17 protein-coding genes are annotated in these 21,479 nt (G+C 61.3%); 11 read left to right on the forward strand and 6 right to left on the reverse strand.

The annotated features are described in order from the left end of the window. Nucleotides 1-7 precede the first annotated feature (7 nt). Together M0D69_RS25465 and M0D69_RS25470 are read left to right on the forward strand one after the other, a co-directional pair. Entirely contained in the window at nucleotides 8-1,495 is a 1,488-nt protein-coding gene (locus M0D69_RS25465; RefSeq protein ID WP_301784635.1) for a PLP-dependent aminotransferase family protein, read from the forward strand. 173 nt (nucleotides 1,496-1,668) lie between these two features. Further along, a complete protein-coding gene (locus M0D69_RS25470; RefSeq protein ID WP_301784636.1) occupies nucleotides 1,669-2,139 on the forward strand; it encodes a MarR family winged helix-turn-helix transcriptional regulator in 471 nt (156 codons plus the stop codon). A 41-nt stretch (nucleotides 2,140-2,180) separates the two neighbouring features. Here the strand turns inward: M0D69_RS25470 and M0D69_RS25475 are convergent, their stop codons facing one another. From M0D69_RS25475 to M0D69_RS25495, 5 genes are all read right to left on the reverse strand, one after another. After that, entirely contained in the window at nucleotides 2,181-4,454 is a 2,274-nt protein-coding gene (locus M0D69_RS25475) for a xanthine dehydrogenase family protein molybdopterin-binding subunit (RefSeq protein ID WP_301784637.1), read from the reverse strand. Nucleotides 4,455-4,568: 114 nt separating this feature from the next. Continuing rightward, the gene (locus tag M0D69_RS25480) at nucleotides 4,569-5,213 is read right to left on the reverse strand and encodes an N-carbamoylsarcosine amidohydrolase (RefSeq protein WP_301784638.1); all 645 of its coding nucleotides are present in this window, start codon (nucleotides 5,211-5,213) and stop codon (nucleotides 4,569-4,571) included. 25 nt (nucleotides 5,214-5,238) lie between these two features. Then, nucleotides 5,239-6,273, reverse strand: a complete 1,035-nt coding sequence (locus M0D69_RS25485; protein ID WP_301784639.1) for a 2,5-dihydroxypyridine 5,6-dioxygenase — start codon at nucleotides 6,271-6,273, stop codon at nucleotides 5,239-5,241. Between the two features lie 39 nt (nucleotides 6,274-6,312). Beyond that, nucleotides 6,313-7,140, reverse strand: a complete 828-nt coding sequence (locus M0D69_RS25490) for an alpha/beta fold hydrolase (RefSeq protein ID WP_301784640.1) — start codon at nucleotides 7,138-7,140, stop codon at nucleotides 6,313-6,315. Nucleotides 7,141-7,181: 41 nt separating this feature from the next. Beyond that, complete coding sequence (locus M0D69_RS25495; protein WP_301784641.1) at nucleotides 7,182-7,934, reverse strand: Asp/Glu racemase; 753 nt, start codon at nucleotides 7,932-7,934, stop codon at nucleotides 7,182-7,184. Nucleotides 7,935-8,264: 330 nt separating this feature from the next. On the opposite strand from M0D69_RS25495, the gene M0D69_RS25500 reads away from it, so the two are divergent. From M0D69_RS25500 to M0D69_RS25540, 9 genes are all read left to right on the forward strand, one after another. Then, the gene (locus M0D69_RS25500; RefSeq protein ID WP_301784642.1) at nucleotides 8,265-9,425 is read left to right on the forward strand and encodes an FAD-dependent monooxygenase; all 1,161 of its coding nucleotides are present in this window, start codon (nucleotides 8,265-8,267) and stop codon (nucleotides 9,423-9,425) included. Nucleotides 9,426-9,496: 71 nt separating this feature from the next. Continuing rightward, the gene (locus M0D69_RS25505; protein WP_301784643.1) at nucleotides 9,497-10,003 is read left to right on the forward strand and encodes a (2Fe-2S)-binding protein; all 507 of its coding nucleotides are present in this window, start codon (nucleotides 9,497-9,499) and stop codon (nucleotides 10,001-10,003) included. 10 nt (nucleotides 10,004-10,013) lie between these two features. After that, nucleotides 10,014-12,776 carry a c-type cytochrome gene (locus M0D69_RS25510; RefSeq protein WP_301784644.1) on the forward strand — a complete coding sequence of 921 codons (2,763 nt, stop codon included), beginning with the start codon at nucleotides 10,014-10,016 and terminating at the stop codon, nucleotides 12,774-12,776. Between the two features lie 99 nt (nucleotides 12,777-12,875). Beyond that, nucleotides 12,876-13,358 (forward strand): MarR family winged helix-turn-helix transcriptional regulator, encoded by a 483-nt coding sequence (locus tag M0D69_RS25515; protein WP_301784645.1) that lies wholly within the window; start codon nucleotides 12,876-12,878, stop codon nucleotides 13,356-13,358. A 367-nt stretch (nucleotides 13,359-13,725) separates the two neighbouring features. Next, a complete protein-coding gene (locus M0D69_RS25520; protein WP_301784646.1) occupies nucleotides 13,726-15,648 on the forward strand; it encodes an ABC transporter permease in 1,923 nt (640 codons plus the stop codon). Continuing rightward, complete coding sequence (locus M0D69_RS25525; RefSeq protein ID WP_047849381.1) at nucleotides 15,645-16,433, forward strand: ABC transporter ATP-binding protein; 789 nt, start codon at nucleotides 15,645-15,647, stop codon at nucleotides 16,431-16,433. Before M0D69_RS25520 ends, M0D69_RS25525 begins: the two co-directional genes overlap by 4 nt. Further along, nucleotides 16,430-17,149 (forward strand): ABC transporter ATP-binding protein, encoded by a 720-nt coding sequence (locus M0D69_RS25530; RefSeq protein ID WP_301784647.1) that lies wholly within the window; start codon nucleotides 16,430-16,432, stop codon nucleotides 17,147-17,149. The genes M0D69_RS25525 and M0D69_RS25530 overlap by 4 nt, the downstream gene beginning before the upstream one ends. Nucleotides 17,150-17,249: 100 nt before the next feature. Further along, nucleotides 17,250-18,467, forward strand: a complete 1,218-nt coding sequence (locus tag M0D69_RS25535) for an ABC transporter substrate-binding protein (protein ID WP_301784648.1) — start codon at nucleotides 17,250-17,252, stop codon at nucleotides 18,465-18,467. A gap of 375 nt (nucleotides 18,468-18,842) precedes the next feature. After that, nucleotides 18,843-19,982 carry a porin gene (locus M0D69_RS25540; RefSeq protein ID WP_301784649.1) on the forward strand — a complete coding sequence of 380 codons (1,140 nt, stop codon included), beginning with the start codon at nucleotides 18,843-18,845 and terminating at the stop codon, nucleotides 19,980-19,982. 15 nt (nucleotides 19,983-19,997) lie between these two features. On the opposite strand, the gene M0D69_RS25545 is transcribed toward M0D69_RS25540, so the two are convergent. After that, nucleotides 19,998-21,014 carry an ABC transporter substrate-binding protein gene (locus M0D69_RS25545; RefSeq protein WP_301784650.1) on the reverse strand — a complete coding sequence of 339 codons (1,017 nt, stop codon included), beginning with the start codon at nucleotides 21,012-21,014 and terminating at the stop codon, nucleotides 19,998-20,000. Nucleotides 21,015-21,479 lie beyond the last annotated feature (465 nt).

Consider the following 21,479-nt stretch of genomic DNA (forward strand, 5'->3'; position numbering starts at 1 on the left):
TTCAGCGATGCGTGCAAGTATGTTGTCCGACTGGCTGGCTCAGCGGATTGAACGCACGGGCGGCCAGCCGATTTACCGGCAGTTATATGGTTTGTTGCAGCAGGCCATCCTGTCGCGGGAATTGCCGGCCGGAACCAAGGTGCCGTCGTCCCGGTTGCTCGCGAGCGAGCTGGGGCTCGGCCGCAATACTGTCACGCAGGTTTACGAGCAATTGGCGCTGGAAGGGTATGTGTGGTCGGCGACGGGACAGGGCACGTTCGTGTCGGACAGCGCGCCGGATGAGATCGTGGGGGCGGAATCGGAGGCGCACAACGCGGCACCTGCGGAGCCACGTGTGCTGTCCGCGCGCGGTGCACGGTTGTTGCAGGGCGCGGGGGTTTCACAGCGGCAAGGCGGCGCGTTCATGCCGGGCGTACCCGATGTGTCGAAGTTTCCCGCGGCTGTCTGGAACCGCTTGCAGTCCAAATACTGGCGCCGCCTGAGGCCGGATCTGCTGACCTATGCACCCGGAGGCGGGTTGCCGAAGCTGCGTCAGGTGCTTGCCGATTATCTGCGGACTTCGCGCTCGGTGCATTGCACGCCGGAGCAGATTATCGTGACGACGGGGATTCATCAGTCTATAGATCTCGCGGTGCGCCTGCTGTCGGATTCCGGCGATGTCATCTGGACAGAAGACCCGTGCTACTGGGGCGTGCGCAGCGTGTTGCAAGTGTCCGGGCTTTCGCTCAAGGCCATCCCCGTGGATGAAGAGGGCATCAATCCGTCCGCCGACGATCTGGCAGACCCGCCCAAGCTGATGCTGGTCACGCCGTCGCATCAATACCCGCTGGGCATGGTGATGAGTCTCGCGCGGCGGCGGATGCTGCTCGAGTTCGCGCGGCAAAACGGCTGCTGGATCATCGAAGACGATTACGACAGCGAGTTTCGATACGGCAGCCGGCCGCTCGCGTCGCTGCAAGGGCTCGATACAGCCGGTCAGGTGATCTACGTCGGAAGTTTCGGGAAAACGCTTTTTCCGGGGCTGCGGATTGGCTACATCGTTGTGCCGGAAGGACTGTCGGCGAGCTTTGCAACGGCTTCCGCCGAGTTGTATCGAGAGGGGCAGCTATTGCAGCAGGCGGTGCTGTCGGAGTTCATCGCCGAGGGGCATTTCACGTCTCACATCCGGCGCATGCGCGGGATCTACGGGCAGCGTCGCCAGATACTGCTGGACACGATCAGGAAGCGTTATGGCGATGCACTGGAGATTGTCGGCGGCGATGCCGGGTTGCATCTTGTGTTGCGTTTGCCCGATGGCGTGGATGACCGGGAAGTGGCGAAGGCGGCGCTTGGCGTCAATATTGTCGTGCGGCCGCTGTCGGGCTATTTCCTGCGGCCGGGTGGAGACATGTCGGGCTTGCTGATTGGTTATGGATGCGTGCCGGAGGAGGAGATCGGGCCGGCGTTTGAGAAGCTGGCGACGGTGCTTGATCCGGCGCTGGGGTTGAGGGGATGAGGCGGTTCAGATTTTAGTAGGCATGCCTGATCACGCGTGGTGCCCGGTGCTCCGAAAAACCCGCCGAAACCATGCCGCCGACTATGATAAAAAGGGAAGCACGGCAGGACTGAAGAACGCGGTGCGTGACCGTAATCGAAGCATAATAGAACGTGTACCCTACAATTCTTCCCATGCCCAAAAAACCATCCCACCCTCCGGTTATTCCCGGCAGCGAGGAGTATCACTTCTCCGAACAGATCGGCCATCTGCTGCGGCGGGCCTATCAGCGCCACGTCGCGATCTTCCAGGCGGCCATACCGGATTCGGATCTGACCGCGGCGCAATTCGTCACGCTGTGCGCGGTAAAGGAGCAGCAGTCCTGCTCGCTCAACGACATCGTCAAGGCCACGGCAATCGACCAGGCCACCATCCGCGGCGTGGTCGAGCGCTTGAAAGCGCGCTCTTTGATCGTGGTCTCGCCCGACCCGCTCGACGGCCGCAAGCTACTGGTACGCACAACACCGGAAGGCCTGGCGTTGATCGACCAGACCGTGCCGTTTGCGCGGCAGGTCAGCGAGCAGACGTACGCGGGGCTGAACCCGGCCGAGCGCGTCGCCATCGTTTATCTCCTGCGCGCAATGACACGCGCGGAAGATAACTGATCCAAAGACGCGTATAGGCCGACGTCGCCGCTGCTACGCGGTCATCGGTGCTCGGCGGGAGCCAACGTTGCAACGGCCTGTAGCGTGGCCCTGATCGCGTCCGGCGTGAATGGCGGCGCGCGGAATCGCACACCGGTTGCATCGAATAACGCATTGGCGATGGCAGCCGCGCCGGGAAGCGACGCGGACTCGCCGGAGCCGAGTGGCGGTTCTCCTTGCCGGTCCACCAGCACTACATCCACCGGGGGCAATTCGGGGAACGTCAGGATCGGATAGCTGCCCCATTCCCTGCTTGCCACCAGGCCGTCAGTAAAGCGCACACGCTCTTTCAACGTGCGGCTCAGGGTCTGGATGACATTGCCGTGGATCTGATGGCGCACGCCGTCAGGATTGATCACGGTGCCGGTGTCCTGGCCGACCGTCACTCGCCTGATGCGGATTTCTCCACTGACTTTATCGAGGTCAAGATCGACGATCCACGCCGACCATGCCGCGCCGAAACCAGGGAAGCGGCTATGCACATATCGTGCGTACGCAACGCCGCGCCCTTGAAGTACGCGTTCGCCGGTGTCGCGAGCCGCGCGGCTGCCAGCAGCGCGGGCTTGCCAGCCTGCGCGTTCCGCTACCGCCTGTAGCAACTCCACCGCGCGCTCGTCCTTGAGATGCCGCAACCGGAATGCGAGCGGATCGGTGCCGGTCTCGACCGCGAGTTCATCGATGAATACGTCATGGGCGAACGAGTTCGGCAGCGCCGACACGCCTCTGAACCACGACGCCCGGACCAGCGGTGCAAGGTCGTGGCAGACGAAGCGGCGATTCGCGAATGTGTAGGGCGTGATGGCGGTCCGGTCGCCCATTTCGAAGACGCGCGGCTCGGCCGGCGCCGCGCCGGTGAGCAGAAGGGCAAGCATGGGCGCGTCGTTCGATGGATAGCGGGAAGCGAACGTATAACCCAGCGTGTCGCCGCTGCTGGACACGGTGCCGGTCACGTCGACGACCTGTGCGGTGCCCTTAGGCTCCCATTGATGTTCGTCGGCGCGCGATAGCTGGACCCGCACCGGCTGTCTCATTGCACGCGAGAGCAGGAGTGCGTCGCCGGCGACATCGTCGGCGCAATTGCGGCCATAGCATCCGGAGGCTTCCATGCGGACGACATCGATATCCGCTTCAGCACGCTCGACCAGACGCGACAAGTCGTAGCGCAAGGTCTGCGGGTTCTGCGTGCCGGACCATACGGTAATGCGCCCGTCCTGATAGTCCGCGAGGGCGCAGGACGGCCCGATCGATCCATGCATCTGATACGGCCAGACATAGCTGCGTGTCAGCGTGGTCGTGCCCAACTGTCCCTGCACGCTCTCGACGTCGCCTTCCTCCAGCAGAAGGCGGCGCTGAGCCGGCGCGTTGGAAATGGCTTCGGCGGGGTTATCGAGGGACGGCAGCGGCGGCAGGGGACGCCACCGGACGCGTAGCGCACGCGCCGCGCGGATCGCCTGTTCCTCACGCTCGGCCACCACGCCAACGAAGTCGCCGATAACAACCACGCCGCACACGCCCGGCAGCGTCTCGACCGACGAACGGTCCACGTCGATCAGTGTCTTGCCGACGAACGCGCCGCAATCGTGCCCGGCATACGGCGGCCGCACGACACGACCGTGCAGCATGCCGGGCACGCGCATGTCGTGAACGAAGGTCAGCGTGCCGGTCGCCTTGGCCGGCAGATCGACGCGCGGTGTCGCCCGGCCGACGATGCGGTACGTCGACGCGTCCTTCACTGCGACGGAATGGTCGATAGGAAGCGAGAGACGACGCTCTTTAAGCAGGCTGCCGAAGGTGAGCCGGGTGTTGTCGGGGGCGATGACATATCCGTCGTCGGTCGTGAGGCGAGAGGCCTCCAGCCCCCAAATTTCTGCAGCGAGCCCCATCAATGCAAGCCGCGCTTGCGCCGCGGCGAACCTGAGCGGCACGGCCGAAATCTGGATGGTCGCGCTCGCGATGGTCGGCCCCTGGTTGGGCACATCGGCCGAGTTGCCGAGGATCATCTGGACGCTCGCGGCCGGTACGTCGAGTTCCTCGGCCACGATCTGCGCGAGCGAGGTGCGGATGCCCGTGCCGAGATCGACGTGGCCGTTGAACGCCAGGATGCGGCCGTCGTCCAGCACCGCGACGAAAATCTCCGGCGTGTCCTGAACGTAAGAAGACCCGCTACCTGGTTGACCGGGCGCGGGTTTTACCGGCGCGAGTGGCTGCCTGACGATGGTCAGGCAGCCGTTGCGCGCGAGCAGTTCACCTCGGGTGAGCGCTGCTGCAGTGGGCATGACGATTCCTGAAAATGCCGCTTTGTTCGACTAAACCGCTTCAACGATTGACGATACGCTTCGGCATCGCAAATACCAAGAGGCAGCCCGCCAGCATGCAGAGGCCGAAGGTGATTAGCCCTGGCGTTTTTCGATCGTCGAAAGCGCTTCGTCGAGCGTCATGACGGCTGCGTATTTCTGTTCCATGTCGAAGAGATTTGCATCGTGCGGACCGATCGCCCGATCGCCGACGCAATCCGAAACAACCAGCGGACGAAAGCCATGCGACATCGCATCGACCACGCTTGCACGCACGCATCCGCTCGTGACCGCGCCCGCCACAATCAACGTCTGCACCGCACGCTGCGATAACCACGGCGCGAGTTGCGTGCCGAAGAACGCCGAAGGCACGGTCTTGCGCACAACGAGCTCGCCGCGTGCAGGTGTCAGCTCAGGCACGATCGCGCTGTTCGGATGGTCTTCGGTGAGTGTCGCCATGCCCGGCACTTTCAGCGAGAACACGTTGTCGTCGCTGCCATCGGCTGCATACACAATGCGGCTATGTGCAACCGGCCAGCCATGCTGGCGCGCGGCGGCAAGCAGATGCACCGTGCGTTCAATAGCCGGCGCAATGTTGCCGCCGCCGAAGGTCTTGGGGTCCGCGAAGCCGACAACGAAGTCGACAATCAGCAAGCCGATATTGCCTTGCACCGGCAACGGCGTGCCGAATCCCTGCTGTTTGTACACGCCCGATTCGGCGTGACTCTGGATGTCGCTCATTCAGATTGCTCCAAGGGGTCGATTTCTATCGGTCCATCACCACGCCGTCGCGGACGACCGCTTCGCCGTCGAGCATCACGTCGCAATGGCGCAGCGGGATGTCGATATGACACGTAGTCGTGCGCTTGCCGCCTGCTTCGTTGTTGGGCCCAAGCGAGAACAGGAAGTTGCCTTCGAACGCGCGGGCATCCATGCCGATGGTCGCCTCGCGGTCATACAGGCCGAGCGTCGACCAGCGCGCGCGAGGTTGCAGACCCCAGCCGATGTGCGAGATCGCATAACCTTCGGGATCGTTGAACGAGGCCATGTAGTCGCTCAGCAAGGCCGCGTCGACGCCGCCATCGATGCGTGTTGCATAACCGTTTTCTACCGTCAGCGTGATCGGATCGTTCACGTACTTTTTCTGCGGCAGCAAGATGTCGCCGCGGTCGATCACGATCTGGCCGCTTGCTTGTCCCTCGTTCGGGAATGTCAGCACGAAGCCGCTCGGCCAGTGATCCCAGCGGCCGGGTTCATCGACGAAACCGTACTCGGAGATAGCCGGAAACTCGCCCAGCGGACACACGAGTTCCGTGCCCGCCTTCGATGTCACGCGCATCTCCCGCGACGTCACTATCCGCGCAGCCGCCGCCCGCACGCGGGCGCGATCGGCTTCGGTCGGCACGAGCCGCGCGAGCACTTCGGGCGGTTCGACAGCCAGCAGGATCTTCGTGCCGGTCGCGAGGATCTCGTGCTGCTCGGGTGAGAACAACAGGGTCATCAGGTCGAGCACGAGATCGCTCGCTTTCAACGCGGCGATAGCGGCCAGGTTGCCGGTCAGCGGCGTGGTGCCGAGGTACGCGAGCGAGTCGCGGCTCAGCGCCTTTTCGCCGTTCACCGGCAACAGGTCGAGCCGGTTGACGATCGCGCCCATCGACTGTGTGGCGATCAGTGCGCTTGAAAGCGTTTGCGGATGCGTGGACGCGCTGGTGAGGATGGTGACGGTCTGGCCGGCCTGCAGCTTCGACAACGTCAGTACCTGCTTCCATGCGGCGATCATTTCGTAATCGCTGATTGGCATGTTGACTCCTGAAGAGTGAGGGTCGGCTCGTGCTCGGCGTTAGACGAGCTTTGCGCCGAGGAAATCGCCGAATGCTTCATAGAAGCCGGCTTCGTTGTCCCACGGAATCATGTGGCCGGCATCGGGCACGCGCGTATGCAGCATGCCGGGGCTAAGCGTCTGCATTTCCTGCACGTCTTCGTCCAGCACCACGTCGCCGCGCGCGGCTGTGATGAGCAGCGAAGGCACGCGAAGCAGAGGCAGGTCGGCGTGGATGTCGTCAGTATGGAAGCCTTCGAACGATGTCAGCATGCCGCGTTCATCGCAGGTATGCAGCCATTGCGCGCGCAAACGTAACTGGTCTTCGGTCCAGGTCGGACAGAAAGCGCGCATGCCGTCGGCGTCGATACCTTTCAAAGCCAGGCGAATCGAATCGACGTACCACGGCAGCTTTGCCGGATACGCACGGCGGCCCGGACCGGACACCGGCGGGTCGACCAGCACCGTGCGCGTCAGGCCGTTCGGTGCGCTGCGTGCAGCACGGATCGCGATTCGAGCGCCCATCGAATGGCCGACAAGCGCATAGTGTTCGAGGCCGAGTGCTTCAGCGAGCGCGATGACATCGGCGGCTTGGGCGTCGAGGCTGTAGTCGAGCGTGGCCGATGCTTCCGATAAACCGCGCCCGCGGACGTCGAGCACGTAGGTATCAAACTGGCGGCCGAGCGTCTCGCCGACAAATCCCCACGTGGCCGCCGGGCTGGTGATGCCCGGAATCAGGATCACGGCGGGGCGGCCGGCGCGCACGCCATCCGTGCCGCCATAACGCAGGTAATGCTGGCGGATGCCGTTGGCGTTGACGTTCGCGCCATAGAGAAAAGTTGAGTTCATCGCGGAGTCCGTGGATGAGTCGAAAGCTATCAGTAAAGCTTTTAGTAAGCGCCGGACAGCAGCGCACCCGCGCCCGGCACGACACGTTCGAGATCGAGTTCGCGCAGCATCGCGTAGGTCGTGGCGATCGCCGCCGTGATCACCGGCTTGCCCGTCATCGCCTCGACTTGCGGCACCACAGCAAGCGATGGCATCTGCACGCAGGCCGACAATACAATCGCATCCACGTCCTGATAGGGCAGGGTTTTCACGATATCTGGCAACAGGCGCGGATTGTGGCGCCCTACATCCAGATTGTCGGGAATCTCGAGCGCCCGGTAGTCGACGACTTCAAACCCTTCGTGGCGGATGTAGTCCACGACCAGTTCGGTCAGCGGCAACATGTAAGGCGCGACCACCACGATGCGCTTGGCCTTGATGACCTTCAGCGCATCGACAAGCGCGCCCGCGCTGGTGATGACCGGCGCTGCGCCGCCGTTTTCGACGGTGCGCTCGTGCAGCCGTTTCTGCGACACGCGGTGATAACCATGCCCCATCGCCATGATTGCCACCAGGCACGCATAACCGAGCACGTCGACGCGCGCGTCGCTGAGTTCCAGTGCGCAGCGATCCGATTCCGCATCCATGGCGGCCAGTTCCTCCTTGACCACTTTTTTCATGCGCATACGGCTGGAATGGAACGTGAAGCGCTCCGGGCGGATGGTCTGGCGGGCGAGCAGCATGGCCGGAATTTCGGTTTCCATCGTCGTGTTCGAACTCGGCACGATCTGGCCGATGCGCAAGGTCTTCGTCATCTAGTCGACTCCGTATTTCGTCGGCCACCCGCGGCGGCCTGGTTGGTGTGACAAATTGGGTGGCAAATGCAGTGGCAGATTGATTCGATAAAGTCTAGTGTACACGTTTGAATTTAACAAGATTCCGAAAAAATTTTTTAATGGTGCAAGCGTGCTTTAGATTGGTGAAAACCCTTATAAAATGCACATATAAAGGGATTAAACGCCCGGTGTTCGACCCTACGCAAATTTTCTTTACTCAAAAAAATTCAATGTGTACACTCAATATAAGTTTATTTAACAGGCTCGGCTGAACGACTTTCGGCGAGCGCCAGACATGGAGAGATCATCATGAGCAAACCCCGTATCGCGATCGTTGGCGCGGGCCTTGGAGGAACGGCAGCGGCGGCGCTGATGCAGCGCGCCGGTTATTCGGTTCGTTTGTATGAGCAGGCTCCCGCGTTTTCGCGTCTCGGCGCGGGGATTCACCTCGGTCCCAACGTGATGAAGATCATGCGCCGCATGGGCTGCGAAGACGCGCTGAATGTCATGGGCTCGCACCCGGACTACTGGTACAGCCGCGACTGGAAAACGGGCGAAGCTATTGCGCAGATTCCGTTCGGGGATTTCGCTTTGAAAGAATATGGCGCGTCGTACCTGACCGTGCATCGCGGGGACTTCCATGCGCTGATGACCGAGGCGGTCGCGCCCGGCACGATCGAGTTCAACAAGTGCCTGAGCGGGATTGAAGAGGTTGACAGCGAAGTGCGACTGACGTTTGCCGACGGCAGCGTCGAGACCGCGGATATCGTGATCGGCGCGGATGGCGTGAACTCGAAGATCCGCGACCATCTGCTCGGCGCGGAACCGCCGCGTTACACGGGTTATGTTGCGCATCGCGCGGTGTTTCCCGCGTCGCTGCTCGGCGCCGATCCTTTCGATCTGTGTGTAAAGTGGTGGTCGGAAGACCGCCACATGATGGTGTATTACGTGACCTCCAAGCGCGATGAAATCTACTACGTGACCGGCGTTCCGCAGGCTGAGTGGCCGGCCGGGCAGTCGGTTGCGCCGAGCAGCCGCGACGAAATGCGCGAGGTGTTCGCGGGCTATCATCCGTCGGTGCAGAAGCTGATCGACGCCACGCCCGAAGTCACGAAGTGGCCGTTGCTGGAGCGCGATCCGCTGCCGTTGTGGAGCCGCGGCCGCTTGGTCCTGCTCGGCGATGCCTGTCATCCGATGAAACCGCACATGGCGCAGGGTGCGGCCATGGCGATTGAAGATGCAGCCATGCTTACGCGTTGCCTGGACGAGGTCGGCGCGAACGATTACACCAACGCGTTCGCGCTGTACGAAGCGAACCGCGCTGAACGTGCTTCGAAGGTGCAACTGGTCTCGCATAACAACACGTGGCTGCGCACCAACGAAGATCCGGCGTGGGTGTTCGCTTACGACGTATTCAACGAGCCGTTGAAGTCGCCGTCGGCGAAGCGGGCTTCGGCAACTGCGGCCTGATATTTCGACCCGATCGCACGCGGCAGTGCCGGGATGATTGCCCCGTGCGGTCTTGATTCGATGACTGAAAAATGAGCGTGTCCGCATCCGCAGCACAGGCTTCCGAACCATTGACACTGACCGTCAACGGCTGCACGCGCACGATCACGGGCGTGACCCGCGACACCCCTCTGCTATACGTGTTGCGCAACGACTTCGAGCTGAATGGGCCGAAGTACGGCTGCGGCCTGGGCCAGTGCGGTGCCTGCACCGTGCTGCTGGATGGCGGTCCCGCGCGTTCGTGCGTCGTACCGGTTGCGGCGGCGGTAGGGCGAGAAACGCTTACGCTGGAAGGGCTTGGAACACTGGACGCGCCGCATCCTATCCAGCGGGCTTTTATCGACGAACAAGCGGCGCAATGCGGCTACTGTCTCAACGGCATGATCATGAGCACGAAGGCGTTGCTCGATTGCAATCCTACGCCCGATGACACCGATATCCGCGACGCGCTGCGCTTCAACTTGTGCCGTTGCGGCACGCACATTGAAATCATGAAGGCGGTGCATCGCGCTGCCGACTATCTGAAACGCGAACAATAACGCTGATTCAATGGACTCCATGCGCGAAGGAAGTTCCGACGGACCCGTGCTGATGCCCGAGTCGATGCTTCACGCGTGCGTGCTGGGGGGCGCCGACGCGGCGTTGCTCGCGCACGGGCATGCGCTTGAGGTCGAGGCAGGCGTGCGCTGGGTGATCGCGGGGAACGTGGCCGCGTTTGTTGCCGAGCGCTTCGAGCTTGCACGTAGCGCAGCTTGCCGGCTGATGTTGTCGGCCCGCGTGGAGTCCTCCGGCGACATACTTGCGTTACCCGTACAGCCCTCCGGTTTGCAGCAGGAAGCGCAATACGTATGGCCTATTCCGGCGGAAAGGTTCTTGCCATGCGAGGCTATTGCGCGTGATGACAACGGTGGTGTCGCGATATGGAGCGGTGCTCCTGCGACTGCCGATCTGCTTGCGAAGCTCGTTAGCATGACGGGCCTTACGGCCGACCGTTTCACGCTGCATTCACTCGATGACCCCACCGATCCATTGATCACCACACACGCCGCGCTCGCTGCGGTCGCGTTGATGACGGAGACCGGCCGTGCTGTGTGCGTTGACGGTTATATGGCGGTATCGCCGGTTAAAGAGGCGACCGTTTCCGTCGCGGCATCGTTGGACGACGAAGGCGCGTTGCTCGACTGGCGCTACGTCGCGCGAACGCCAGGCTTAACAAGCGGCGAAGCGATCACTCAAGATCCGAGTCCCTATTCGTCATCCCGTTCGACGTCGCTGATCGACGATGCCGCCGCGTTGATTCCCGGTGCGGCGCATACGTTCGCACGCGAATCTTTCGTCGATGAAATTGCACGCCAGAACCATCGCGATCCGGTTTCATTTCGTCTCGATCATCTCGACCCGGTGGAGTACGGCGGAGCGAGGGAACTGATCGGCACGGTGGCAGAGCGGGCAGCGTGGGACTCGCATCAGCAGACTCGCAAGACGCGCCGCGCGAGCGAAGACGTCGCCCACGGCCGCGGTTTTGCGTTCGACAAACACGACACATCATCCGGCGATAACCCGACGCCCGACTATTCGGCGTGGATCGTCGATCTCGATGTGAACCGCCTGACCGGCGACGTTGCGCTCAAGCGCGTGGTAGCGGGGCGAGCAAGCGGACGGCGCAGGATTGGGCGCATCAGTGGAGTGTCGGCCCGGCAGATTGCCGCTGCGGCTTCGCGTGCCTTGGGCTTGCCGCTCACCGCGCGACCCTCGCACGACGAGACGCCTGACGCACAGGCGGCGTCTCATGAGCTTGCACCCACGACGGCCGCGACTAGCGAAGTCGCTACACAAGGCGCGGCTACGGAGCGTTTGGAAATCGACGTCTCTCCGGCCGCTGCAGCTATCGCCAATGCGCTTTACGATGCGACCGGCGTGCGTTTTCGAGCGCCGCCGTTCACGCCGGAGCGCGTGCTTGCGGCGCTCGAAGGGACGACGGGGGCGACTGGCGGCGCGCCAAGGCGCTCAAAACGTTCTCTGCGGACCGCGCTCGCCGCTGGCGGCGCACTCAGCCTGATCGGGCTGGCGTGCTCGCTGTGGCCCATGCCTGCCCCGATTGAACCGATCGCCCGGCCGGCTGCATCGACGTGGTCCGACGCCACCATCGCGCGCGGCCGCCAGATTGCCGAGTTCGGCGATTGCGCAGTCTGCCATACCGCGCCTGGCGGCGTGATCAATGCCGGTGGCCTCGGCCTTGAAACGCCTTTCGGAATGGTCTACACGACCAATCTCACGCCTGATCCGAAGACCGGCATCGGCAACTGGTCGTTCGCTGCATTCGATCGGGCCATGCGTCAGGGCATCTCGCGCGACGGCCATCATCTGTATCCCGCGTTCCCGTACACCGCGTTCACGAAGATGAGCGACGCTGACATGACCGCGCTGTACGCCTATCTGATGTCGCAACCGGCGGTCGAGAATACGCCACCGGCCACGCGCCTGCCGTTTCCGCTGAATCAGCGCGCGCTGGTGGCGGGATGGAACGCGCTGTATCTGAAGCAGGGTGAGTTCAAGCCGGACCCGACGCGCTCGGCGTTGTGGAATCGCGGCGCGTATCTCGTAGATGGCACGGGACATTGCAGCGCCTGTCATTCGCCGCGCAATGCACTCGGGGCGGAGAAGGGCGGGCGCTTGTACCTGACTGGTGGAAGCGCGGAGGGGTGGGTGGCGCCGTCGCTCGTCGCCAATTCGAAAGCGCCGGTGAGGTGGACCGAACAGGCGTTGTTCGATTATCTCAAGACTGGTTTCTCGCATGAGCATGGCGTCGCGGCCGGTCCGATGGCGCCGGTCGTCGCAAGCTTGTCGAGGCTGCCGGAAGAGGATGTGCGCGCGATGGCGCACTATGTGGCGTCGCTGTCACGGCAGCCTTCGGTGGTCAAGCCGGCCGAGGCGGTCGAGCCGGCGCAGGCGCATGAACATGACGCGGTGACGCTGCAAGGACTCGACAGTGGCCGTCGGATTTTCGAAGGGGCATGCGCGGTGTGTCATGCCGCGACCGGCGGTGTCGGCAACTTCGGGGTGCGTCCACTGCTCGCGCTGAACACGAGCGTGAGCGAGGCCACGCCGGATAATCTGCTGAAGGTGATCCAGAACGGTATCGACGCCCCGGCCACCGATGCGCTCGGCTACATGCCGGGCTTCAAGGATGCGTTCGACGACCGTCAGATTGCCGACCTCGTGTCGTATATCCGCTCGAACTTCGCACCGAACGAAGCGCCGTGGAAAGACCTTGAGCATGCATCGGCGCGAATTCGGAAACATGCGCATTAGCGGCTGGCAGACTGTTGCATCGGCTGCGTTGACGAGTGGGCGCTGCCCGGTCCGGGCGGCGCCCGCTCCCATTCCACCAACACCAACATTCGAACTATCATGGCGCCTTCGAAGCTTTCTTCCGATCCATCGCAAGCTGCACAGGACGCCGTGTCCCGCTATGAGGTGTCGGAGCAGATCGGGCATCTTCTTCGCAAGGCTTATCAGCGCCATCTCGCCATCTTCAGTCAGACCATAGCGGACCCTCAATTGACCGCCGTGCAGTTTGCGGTATTGAGCGCCAGCCGACGGCTCGGGCCGTCTTCCATGAGCGATCTGGGCAAAGCGACCGCGATAGATGCGGCGACGGTACGCGGCATAATTGAACGCTTGCGAGCGCGCGAGTTGATCGAGTTGCAGACCAATCCCGACGACCGCAGAAAGGTGACGGTTCAACTGACGCAAGCGGGTGGAAGCCTGGTCGAACAAGTGACGCCGACCGCCTTGCGCATCAGCGAGTTGACCATGGGTGAGCTGAACGAAGCGGAGCGCGTGGCCGTGCTGTATTTGCTGCGTAAGCTAAGTGCGACCGAGTCCGAATAAGCGCGGTTCGTGCGGTGGGTTTCTTGTTAATTAGCCGCTTCGTCTGCCGCACCTGATTGCATTGCACCAATAGCGGGACCATCGCACCGGAAAAGCGATTATGGCGTGTACGCTGATTTTATAAGGTGCAACCGACCAAGCCTTATTGCACGATCGTTAGCTTTGAGTAGGCAGAAAAACTCAATAAAACAAGGGTTAAATACCAAGATACCTAGTATAAGTCTCTACCTTGAAAGTGGGCATGGTCATTGCATAGAAGACTAGAATTAGAGTGTGTACATTTTGTCTCGGTAGACAGAGACGGCGCGGCGAACAGAAGCATTGTCAGCGCGAACACCTTGATGAAACCCGAGCTATAGAGGTATCGATGCTTTCGAATCTGGCTGTACAACTCATCAACGGACTAGCGGACGCAAGCGCGATGTTTCTTGTCGCCTCCGGCTTGTCGCTGATCTTCGGCGTGACGCGGATCGTCAACTTCGCGCACGGCTCGTTCTACATGTTTGGCGTGTATGTGGCCTACAGCATCGCCAGCCGGTTCGGTTCGACCGTCGCGGGTTTCTGGCTTTCGATGCTTGCAGCAGCGCTCATCGTCGCCGTGCTTGGTGCGCTGGTCGAAGTGATCGTGCTCAGGCGGATCTATCAGGCGCCCGAGTTATTCCACTTGCTGGCAACCTTTGCGCTGGTGCTGATTTTCCGCGATGCCGCGCTGTACATCTGGGGCCCGGAAGACCTGTTCGGGCCGCGTGCTCCGCTTCTCGGCGGTGCAGTCAATCTGCTCGGTCATGCGTTGCCCACCTATGACATTGCATTGATCGTGATCGGTCCCGTGGTCCTGGCCGTGCTCTGGTTCGGTCTGACAAAAACGCGCTGGGGCACGCTCGTGCGCGCGGCGACCGGCGATCGTGAAATGCTCGGTGCGCTCGGCATCAACCAGGCGTGGCTATTCACCGGCGTGTTTTTTATCGGCGCGTTCCTCGCGGGTCTCGGCGGCGCGCTGCAGGTGCCGCGTATGTCGGCGAACCTGTCGCTGGATATAGACACCATCGGCAATGCGTTTGTCGTGGTGGTGGTTGGCGGCATGGGCTCGATTCCAGGTGCATTCGTGGCGGCGTTGCTGATCGCGGAGATCAAGGCGCTGTGCATCGGCATAGGCGATGTAACCATTGGCGGCATGGTGTTTTCGCTGAGCAAGTTCACGCTGGTGGCTGAGTTTGTGGTGATGGCGATCGTGCTCGTCGTGCGACCTTGGGGATTGCTTGGCCGTGCCCAGGCTGCCGTTCGCACGATGGCAGCCGCTGAGACGCCACTGCGTCCCGCCGATACCCGGTTGAAGATATTCGCGGGCGTTGTTCTCGCCGTGCTTGTGCTCGCGCCGCTGCTGTCAGGCGTGTTCCCGTACATGCCCGTGCTGCTAGTCGAAATCCTGATCGCGGTTTTGTTCGCAACGAGCCTGCATTTCATCATGGGTCCGGGCGGCATGCATTCGTTTGGTCACGCCGCGTATTTCGGATTGGGCGCCTATGGCGCAGCGCTGTTCCTGAAGGTCCTGAACCTGCCGATGGAAGCCGCACTCGTGCTTGGCCCCTTGCTTGCGGGCGTGGGCGCGCTCGTGTTCGGATGGTTTTGCGTGCGCTTGTCAGGCGTCTATCTCGCCATGCTGACGCTGGCCTTCGCGCAGATCGTCTGGTCGATCGTGTTCCAGTGGGACGCCGTAACCGGCGGCAGCAACGGCATTCTCAACTTGTGGCCATCGACGTGGCTTAGTTCGACCGTTGCTTACTACTACGTGACCTTGTTGTTCGCGGTCACGGGCGTCTGGCTCTTGCGGCGAATGTTGTTCTCGCCACTCGGTTATGCCATGCGTGCCTCGAGGGATTCGACCCTGCGCGCCGAGGCAATCGGTATCGATGTGAAGCGCGTCCAGTGGGTCGCTTTCATCATCGCGTCATTGTTCTGCGGCCTTGCCGGATCGCTGTATGCGTTCTCGAAGGGGTCGATATCGCCTGAAGTGATCAGCGTAGGGCGCTCGGTCGATGGTCTCGTGATGGTGCTGCTCGGCGGCTTGCAGACGCTCACCGGGCCGATAGTCGGCGCTGCGGTGTTCACGTGGCTGCAAGATACGGTCGCGCGTCAGACCGACTACTGGGAGGCCCTGCTGGGTGCGGCGATTCTGCTGCTGGTGATTGCGTTCCCGCAGGGGATTGTAGGGTTCGTGCAGGACAAGTTCGGGTCGCATAAAACCGCGGATACAGGCGTGGCCTCACAGCCTGCGAAGGAGGCCCTGTGACTCTTCTGCGTGTATCCCATCTTGCGAAGTCGTTCGGCGGCGTCAAGGCAGTCGACGACGTTTCCTTCGACCTGAACGCGGGCCAGTTGCTGGCGCTGATCGGCCCGAACGGCGCCGGCAAGTCGACCTGCTTCAACATGCTCAACGGGCAGTTGAAACCCAGCTCCGGCTCGATTCTTTTCGACGGCCACGAGATCGCCGGCAAACGTCCGCGCGATATCTGGCGTCTTGGCGTCGGCCGTACTTTCCAGATTGCCGCGACTTTCAACTCGATGACGGTGATCGAAAACGTGCAGATGGCGCTCGTTTCGCGGGATCGTCAGCTATTCAACTTGTGGAAACCGGCATCGTCCATTCACGCCGATGAAGCGATCGCGCTGCTCGAACAGGTCGGCATGGCGGCGCATGCAAAGCGCGCTTGCGGCGTGCTGGCTTATGGCGATGTGAAGCGCGTCGAACTGGCTATTGCACTGGCCAACAAACCGAAACTGCTGCTGATGGACGAACCGACGGCGGGCATGGCGCCCAAGGAACGCAACGACCTGATGGCGCTGACAAAACAACTGGTGGTCGACCACAAGCTTGGCGTGCTGTTCACCGAGCACAGCATGGACGTGGTGTTCGCGTATGCCGACAAGCTGATCGTGCTCGCGCGCGGCAAGCTGATCGGCGAGGGTGATGCGGAAACGGTTCGCAACGATCCGCGTGTGCGCGAAGTGTATTTCGGCACGGGGAAATCTTTCACGCCGCGTGCATCGCTTGCCGCCGATGGAGTCGCCCCATGACGCTCGACAAAACGATGCTGAAAGTCTCCGGCCTGAACGCGTTCTACGGCCGCGCGCAGATCCTCTACGACGTTGAAATTGAAGTAGGGCGTGGCGAAGTCGTCGCGTTGATGGGGCGCAACGGCGCGGGCAAATCGACCACGATGAAAGCGCTGATGGGCATGCTGCCATCGCGGCACGGAGCGATCAATTTCTGCGGACATGACATTGCCAAGCTGCCGCCGTACCGTATCGCGCGACTCGGTATGGGATTCGTGCCGGAGGACCGGCGCGTGTTCGGCGATCTGTCGGTGATGGAAAATCTCGATACCGGCCGCCAGCCGCCGCGTGAGAACGCGCCCCGATGGACACCTGAAAAACTGTTCCGCTTGTTCCCGAATCTTGGCGAGATGCCGAATCGCCCAGGCAGTCAGATGAGCGGTGGCGAGCAGCAGATGCTGACCGTGTCGCGTACGCTGATGGGGAACCCTACGCTCGTTCTGCTCGATGAACCGTCGGAGGGCGTGGCGCCGATCATCGTTGAACAGATGGCGAACATGATCCTTGAGTTAAAGCGTGAAGGGCTGTCGATCCTGTTGTCCGAGCAGAACATGCATTTCGCCGAGCTCGTCAGCGACCGCGCCTATGTGCTTGAAAAAGGGCAGATCCGTTTTAGCGGCACCATAGACGAGCTTTCCCGCGACGAAGCGGTGAGACGGGCCTACCTGAGTGTTTGAGCGCGTTCAGTCAGCGAAGATCGACCAGGGGTATCCTTCCATCAACCTTAGCCATGCCCATTTGCATTCAACCTAGCCGCTTTATCCGGAGAGAAAAACTATGACCACGCGTGTTGGATCGTTGCTGCGCTTAACCGTCTTCATGGTTACGCCCCTGGCCGCAGCCTTAGTGTCGATGGGCGCTGCTGCACAGACCATCAAGATAGGCGAGATCAACAGTTATAAAGCGCAGCCGGCGTTCCTCGGCCCGTACAAGAACGGCTGGAACATGGCGCTCGACGAAGTCAACGCGGCGGGCGGTATCAATGGCAAGAAGCTCGAAGTAGTCTCGCGCGACGACAACGGGAATCCGGGCGATACGGTTCGCGTGGCGCAGGAGTTGATGACGGGCGAACAGGTGTCGATGTTGTTCGGCGGCTTCTTGTCGAACACCGGTCTGGCGCTTGCCGACTACGCCAAGCAACGGAAGGTTTTCTTCCTCGCGGCCGAACCGCTGACCGACAAGATCGTCTGGCAGGATGGCAACAAATACACGTACCGTCTGCGTCCATCGACGTATATGCAGGTCGCGATGCTCGTGCCCGAAGCCGCCAAGCTGAACAAGAAACGCTGGGCGGTGGTGTATCCGAACTACGAATACGGTCAGTCGGCTGTGGCTACGTTCAAGCGTTTACTGAAGGCGGCCCAGCCTGACGTTGAGTTCGTTGCCGACCAGGCTGCGCCGCTCGGCAAGCTCGACGCCGGCGCGGTTACGCAAGCGCTCGCCGATGCAAAGCCCGATGCAATTTTCAGCGTCGAGTTCGGTGCGGATCTCGGCAAGTTCGTGCGTGAAGGCAATACGCGTGGCTTGTTCAAGGATCGTTCGGTAGTGTCGTTGCTGACGGGCGAACCGGAATACCTCGATCCGCTGGGAGCCGAGGCGCCGGTTGGCTGGATCGTGACGGGGTATCCGTGGTATTCGATCGATACGCCCGCTAACCGTAAATTCGTCGCTGCCTACGAGACGAAGTATCACGACTATCCGCGCGTCGGATCGGTGGTGGGGTATTCGGCGTTGATGTCGATTGCCAATGGTTTGAAGAAGGCTAAGTCGACCGATCCGGACAAACTCGCAGCAGCCTTCAAGGGGCTCTCTGTCGACACGCCTTTTGGTTCGATCACGTATCGCGCGCAGGATAATCAATCGACGATGGGCGCGTATGTCGGCACGACTGCGCTGAAGGACGGCAAGGGCATCATGTCGAACTATCGATACATCGATGGCGCGAGTGTCCAGCCGTCCGATGCGGAAGTGGCGAAGCTGCGGGCGGCGGATTAGGTTGTCGCGCTGCAAATGACCACGGCCCGCGTTAGCGGGCCGTTTTTTTATTGGGGTGTCTGGCGAGGGACTTTATTTCGAAAGTTTCTGGCATCGTGGGTCCTCGCAGCCTGGCGGCGGTCGTCGGCGAAGGTGCGGCCGCACAAGATAGAGGCTCATCCTCGGACCAGTCAGATTCAGATACCCGTGCGCCGAGCGAGCCTTAACCATTCGCTCAAGCCAAACGCAGTTTTATTCAATAGACCGGCGCCGACGTGCTGTCAAAATTTCAGTGCGTTACAAATAAACGAAAACGTGGTTCACACGGGGACGGTGACTGTCTCGAGCTCGCTACCAGGGCAAATCGTGGACGCACTACAGGAGACAGCGACGATCATGAATTACAAGACCGCAGTTTGTGCCTGCGCCGCGTTGATATGCATTGCACCAGCGCGGGCGCAGGATGAAGACGAGGGCACGGCCCCCAGTAAGGCCGCAGATGCCAGCATGGTCACTATATATGGCTTGATCGATCAAGGGGTGGAGTACGTCAACAACGTGGCCAAGGGTAAAACCGCTACCACCAACGTTTTTCGCACGGGGGACGGGACTGCAACCTCCTATTTCGGAATTCGCGGTAGCGAGGATCTTGGCGGGGGCACGAAGGCCATATTTGACTTGCAAGGCGGCTTTATGCCAAACAACGGAACCTTGAGGCAAGGCGGGCGTCTGTTTGGGCGGCAATCCTACGTCGGTCTCGATGGAACATTCGGTCGTCTGACGTTCGGCCGCCAATACACCATGCGGTTTTTTGCCATCTCGTTCATTAATCCATTCGGGACGGGCGCGCAAGGTCTCACCACGCTCGATAACGGAATTGCTAATGCTCGGGCTGATAATTCCGTCAGCTACCGCTATTTCCTTGGCGATTTCGAAACTGGAGTGAACTATAGTTTCGGCCGCGATGCCGTCAATGGAAATAGCGCCGCCGCCTCGAATTGCCCAGGCGAAACGTCACCCTCGAACCAATGCCGGGAATATTCTGCAATGGTCAAGTACGAGGGACACACCTGGGGCGTGGCCAGCTCCTACGAGCGCAATTATGGCGGCACCTCCGCAACATTTGGCGGTCTCACCTCACCGAAGCTCACTGACAGCCGGTTCACCTTGGGCGGCTACTTCAATATAAACAAAGCCAAGGTCGGCGTGGGTTGGATCAGGCGCGATGACGAAGGCATCTCGACACCGAAGAGCAACCTGTTCTGGCTAACGAGCACCGTGCCCGTGACCCCGTTCATCTATTTCGACAGCATGCTGGCGCAGCTCAAATACGACCATTCGCCCAACAAGGCGTTGATTGTCGTATTGCGCGGCGAATACCTGCTGTCCAAGCGTACGCTTCTCTACCTGACGGGTGAGCACATCCACAACTACGGCAATCTCGCTCTTTCAGCGACGACCATTACGCCCGTCCCGACCCCCACTGCCGGCGGCTCGCAGATATCCATCATTGCCGGTATCAGGCATACATTCTGATTCCCGGGCGAGCGCTCAGATGGTCAGCTTCGCCGCGGCTTTCGCCGCCGACATGTCGGCCACCGCGGCGAAGGGTTGTTTCTGCTTCAGGCTACCGAGACCAATGAACATATCTTGCAGATAGCCGATGTCACCACCGGTGAGCGACAGGTCCCTGGAATAGGGCCGCTGCACCTGATTGAAATCCCAGGTTGCCTGAGCCGAAGCCTTGTCGAATTTCTTCTGGACCCGACTGCGTGCTTCGAAGAAGGCGTCGTGCGCTGCGGGCGACATCAGGTAGTCGTAGAGTGCGCCATATGCGGCCATCACCGCGACCATCCCCTCATGCTTGTCCCTGATCGCGGAATCGGAGGCATAGGCGGTCTGGAAGATGCATTTTGGTAAGGCCTGCCACACGTTGGCCTCGCTGATTACTACAAGCCCGTCTTTGTCGTCCAGATGCGAGATGCTTGAGCAGCAGGCGTCGGCCTCGCCCTTTACGACCGCCTCATGGCATTGATCGTTGCTTCCCTTGTCGACGAAAGTCACCTGCGAAGCGTCGATGGCTTTTTCTTTCATGAGCTGCAGCATCAGTGTATGGAGCAAACCCAGACTCGGGCCGACCGCGACCGTCTTGCCCTTCAGATCGGCAAGCGTCTTCATCCCATCGGGCCTTGCAAAGACCGTCAGCGCGCACTTTTTCATACCGGCGCCGACGATCTTGACCTCGGCGCCTTGCGCAATTCGCGATAACACCATGTTGTAACCCGATACCATGCAGACATCCGCGGCTCCGGCGCAGATGGCATCGAAAGGGCCAGTGGCACCGGGCACCTGGACAATCACCGCATCAACGCCGAATTGCTTGAAATAGCCCTGCTCGTCCATGAGCGCGTTCAGCGTGGCGTTCTCCAGCCCCGGGTTGCTGACGATCCGAATCTGGGCGGCGGCGGCTCGCGCGAGATACGGCGCGGCGAGTCCACCCGCAGCAACACTCAGCCCGAGAAGCCCGGCGCTGCACAGGAAGCGGCGGCGCTCGAAGGTGTGGGTCATCGGCTGTCTCCGTACGCCGGTCGAACCGGCAAGTTGTAGTGAATGCAAAAGTCCTGTTTGAAAGCCTTCGCAGCGAGTGGCCCCGCGCGGCTGATCAGGAGGTAGTTGCGCGCCGGAGTGCTAAATGACGGCGGGATCGCGCGCAGCCGAGCGGGGACGGCGCCCTTGCCAGGGTTTACGCGTTGCGGCGGGAGCGGCCCGCTGAGGCGGTTTCCAGATGCTGAGCGAGGCAAGTGCCAATTGCGTGCGTGCAAGGCTCGAAACTGTCAGGTCGAAACCGCACCGGCGCAGGTTTCGGCTCATCGCTCGACGCGCGCATCCAGAGTTTGCCTACGCGTTACCCTCCGGTCGATTGAGTAAAATTGCCTTAGACTTAACGAATTGGTAAAACCCCGAGGAGGCACACGACGTGTCAGCGCTTGACTGGTACCTGCAGATCAACCTGAAGGCGCGGCACTTGCGCCT

The organism is Caballeronia sp. SEWSISQ10-4 2 (assembly GCF_030464885.1).
GTDB lineage: Bacteria > Pseudomonadota > Gammaproteobacteria > Burkholderiales > Burkholderiaceae > Caballeronia.

What these genes read in the sequence shown, in the direction of transcription:
- M0D69_RS25465 (WP_301784635.1), top strand. Translation starts at nt 8, where the DNA reads ATGCGTGCAAGTATGTTGTCCGACTGGCTGGCTCAGCGGATTGAACGC.
- M0D69_RS25470 (WP_301784636.1), top strand. Translation starts at nt 1,669, where the DNA reads ATGCCCAAAAAACCATCCCACCCTCCGGTTATTCCCGGCAGCGAGGAG.
- M0D69_RS25475 (WP_301784637.1), bottom strand. Translation starts at nt 4,454, where the DNA reads ATGCCCACTGCAGCAGCGCTCACCCGAGGTGAACTGCTCGCGCGCAAC.
- M0D69_RS25480 (WP_301784638.1), bottom strand. Translation starts at nt 5,213, where the DNA reads ATGAGCGACATCCAGAGTCACGCCGAATCGGGCGTGTACAAACAGCAG.
- M0D69_RS25485 (WP_301784639.1), bottom strand. Translation starts at nt 6,273, where the DNA reads ATGCCAATCAGCGATTACGAAATGATCGCCGCATGGAAGCAGGTACTG.
- M0D69_RS25490 (WP_301784640.1), bottom strand. Translation starts at nt 7,140, where the DNA reads ATGAACTCAACTTTTCTCTATGGCGCGAACGTCAACGCCAACGGCATC.
- M0D69_RS25495 (WP_301784641.1), bottom strand. Translation starts at nt 7,934, where the DNA reads ATGACGAAGACCTTGCGCATCGGCCAGATCGTGCCGAGTTCGAACACG.
- M0D69_RS25500 (WP_301784642.1), top strand. Translation starts at nt 8,265, where the DNA reads ATGAGCAAACCCCGTATCGCGATCGTTGGCGCGGGCCTTGGAGGAACG.
- M0D69_RS25505 (WP_301784643.1), top strand. Translation starts at nt 9,497, where the DNA reads ATGAGCGTGTCCGCATCCGCAGCACAGGCTTCCGAACCATTGACACTG.
- M0D69_RS25510 (WP_301784644.1), top strand. Translation starts at nt 10,014, where the DNA reads ATGGACTCCATGCGCGAAGGAAGTTCCGACGGACCCGTGCTGATGCCC.
- M0D69_RS25515 (WP_301784645.1), top strand. Translation starts at nt 12,876, where the DNA reads ATGGCGCCTTCGAAGCTTTCTTCCGATCCATCGCAAGCTGCACAGGAC.
- M0D69_RS25520 (WP_301784646.1), top strand. Translation starts at nt 13,726, where the DNA reads ATGCTTTCGAATCTGGCTGTACAACTCATCAACGGACTAGCGGACGCA.
- M0D69_RS25530 (WP_301784647.1), top strand. Translation starts at nt 16,430, where the DNA reads ATGACGCTCGACAAAACGATGCTGAAAGTCTCCGGCCTGAACGCGTTC.
- M0D69_RS25535 (WP_301784648.1), top strand. Translation starts at nt 17,250, where the DNA reads ATGACCACGCGTGTTGGATCGTTGCTGCGCTTAACCGTCTTCATGGTT.
- M0D69_RS25540 (WP_301784649.1), top strand. Translation starts at nt 18,843, where the DNA reads ATGAATTACAAGACCGCAGTTTGTGCCTGCGCCGCGTTGATATGCATT.
- M0D69_RS25545 (WP_301784650.1), bottom strand. Translation starts at nt 21,014, where the DNA reads ATGACCCACACCTTCGAGCGCCGCCGCTTCCTGTGCAGCGCCGGGCTT.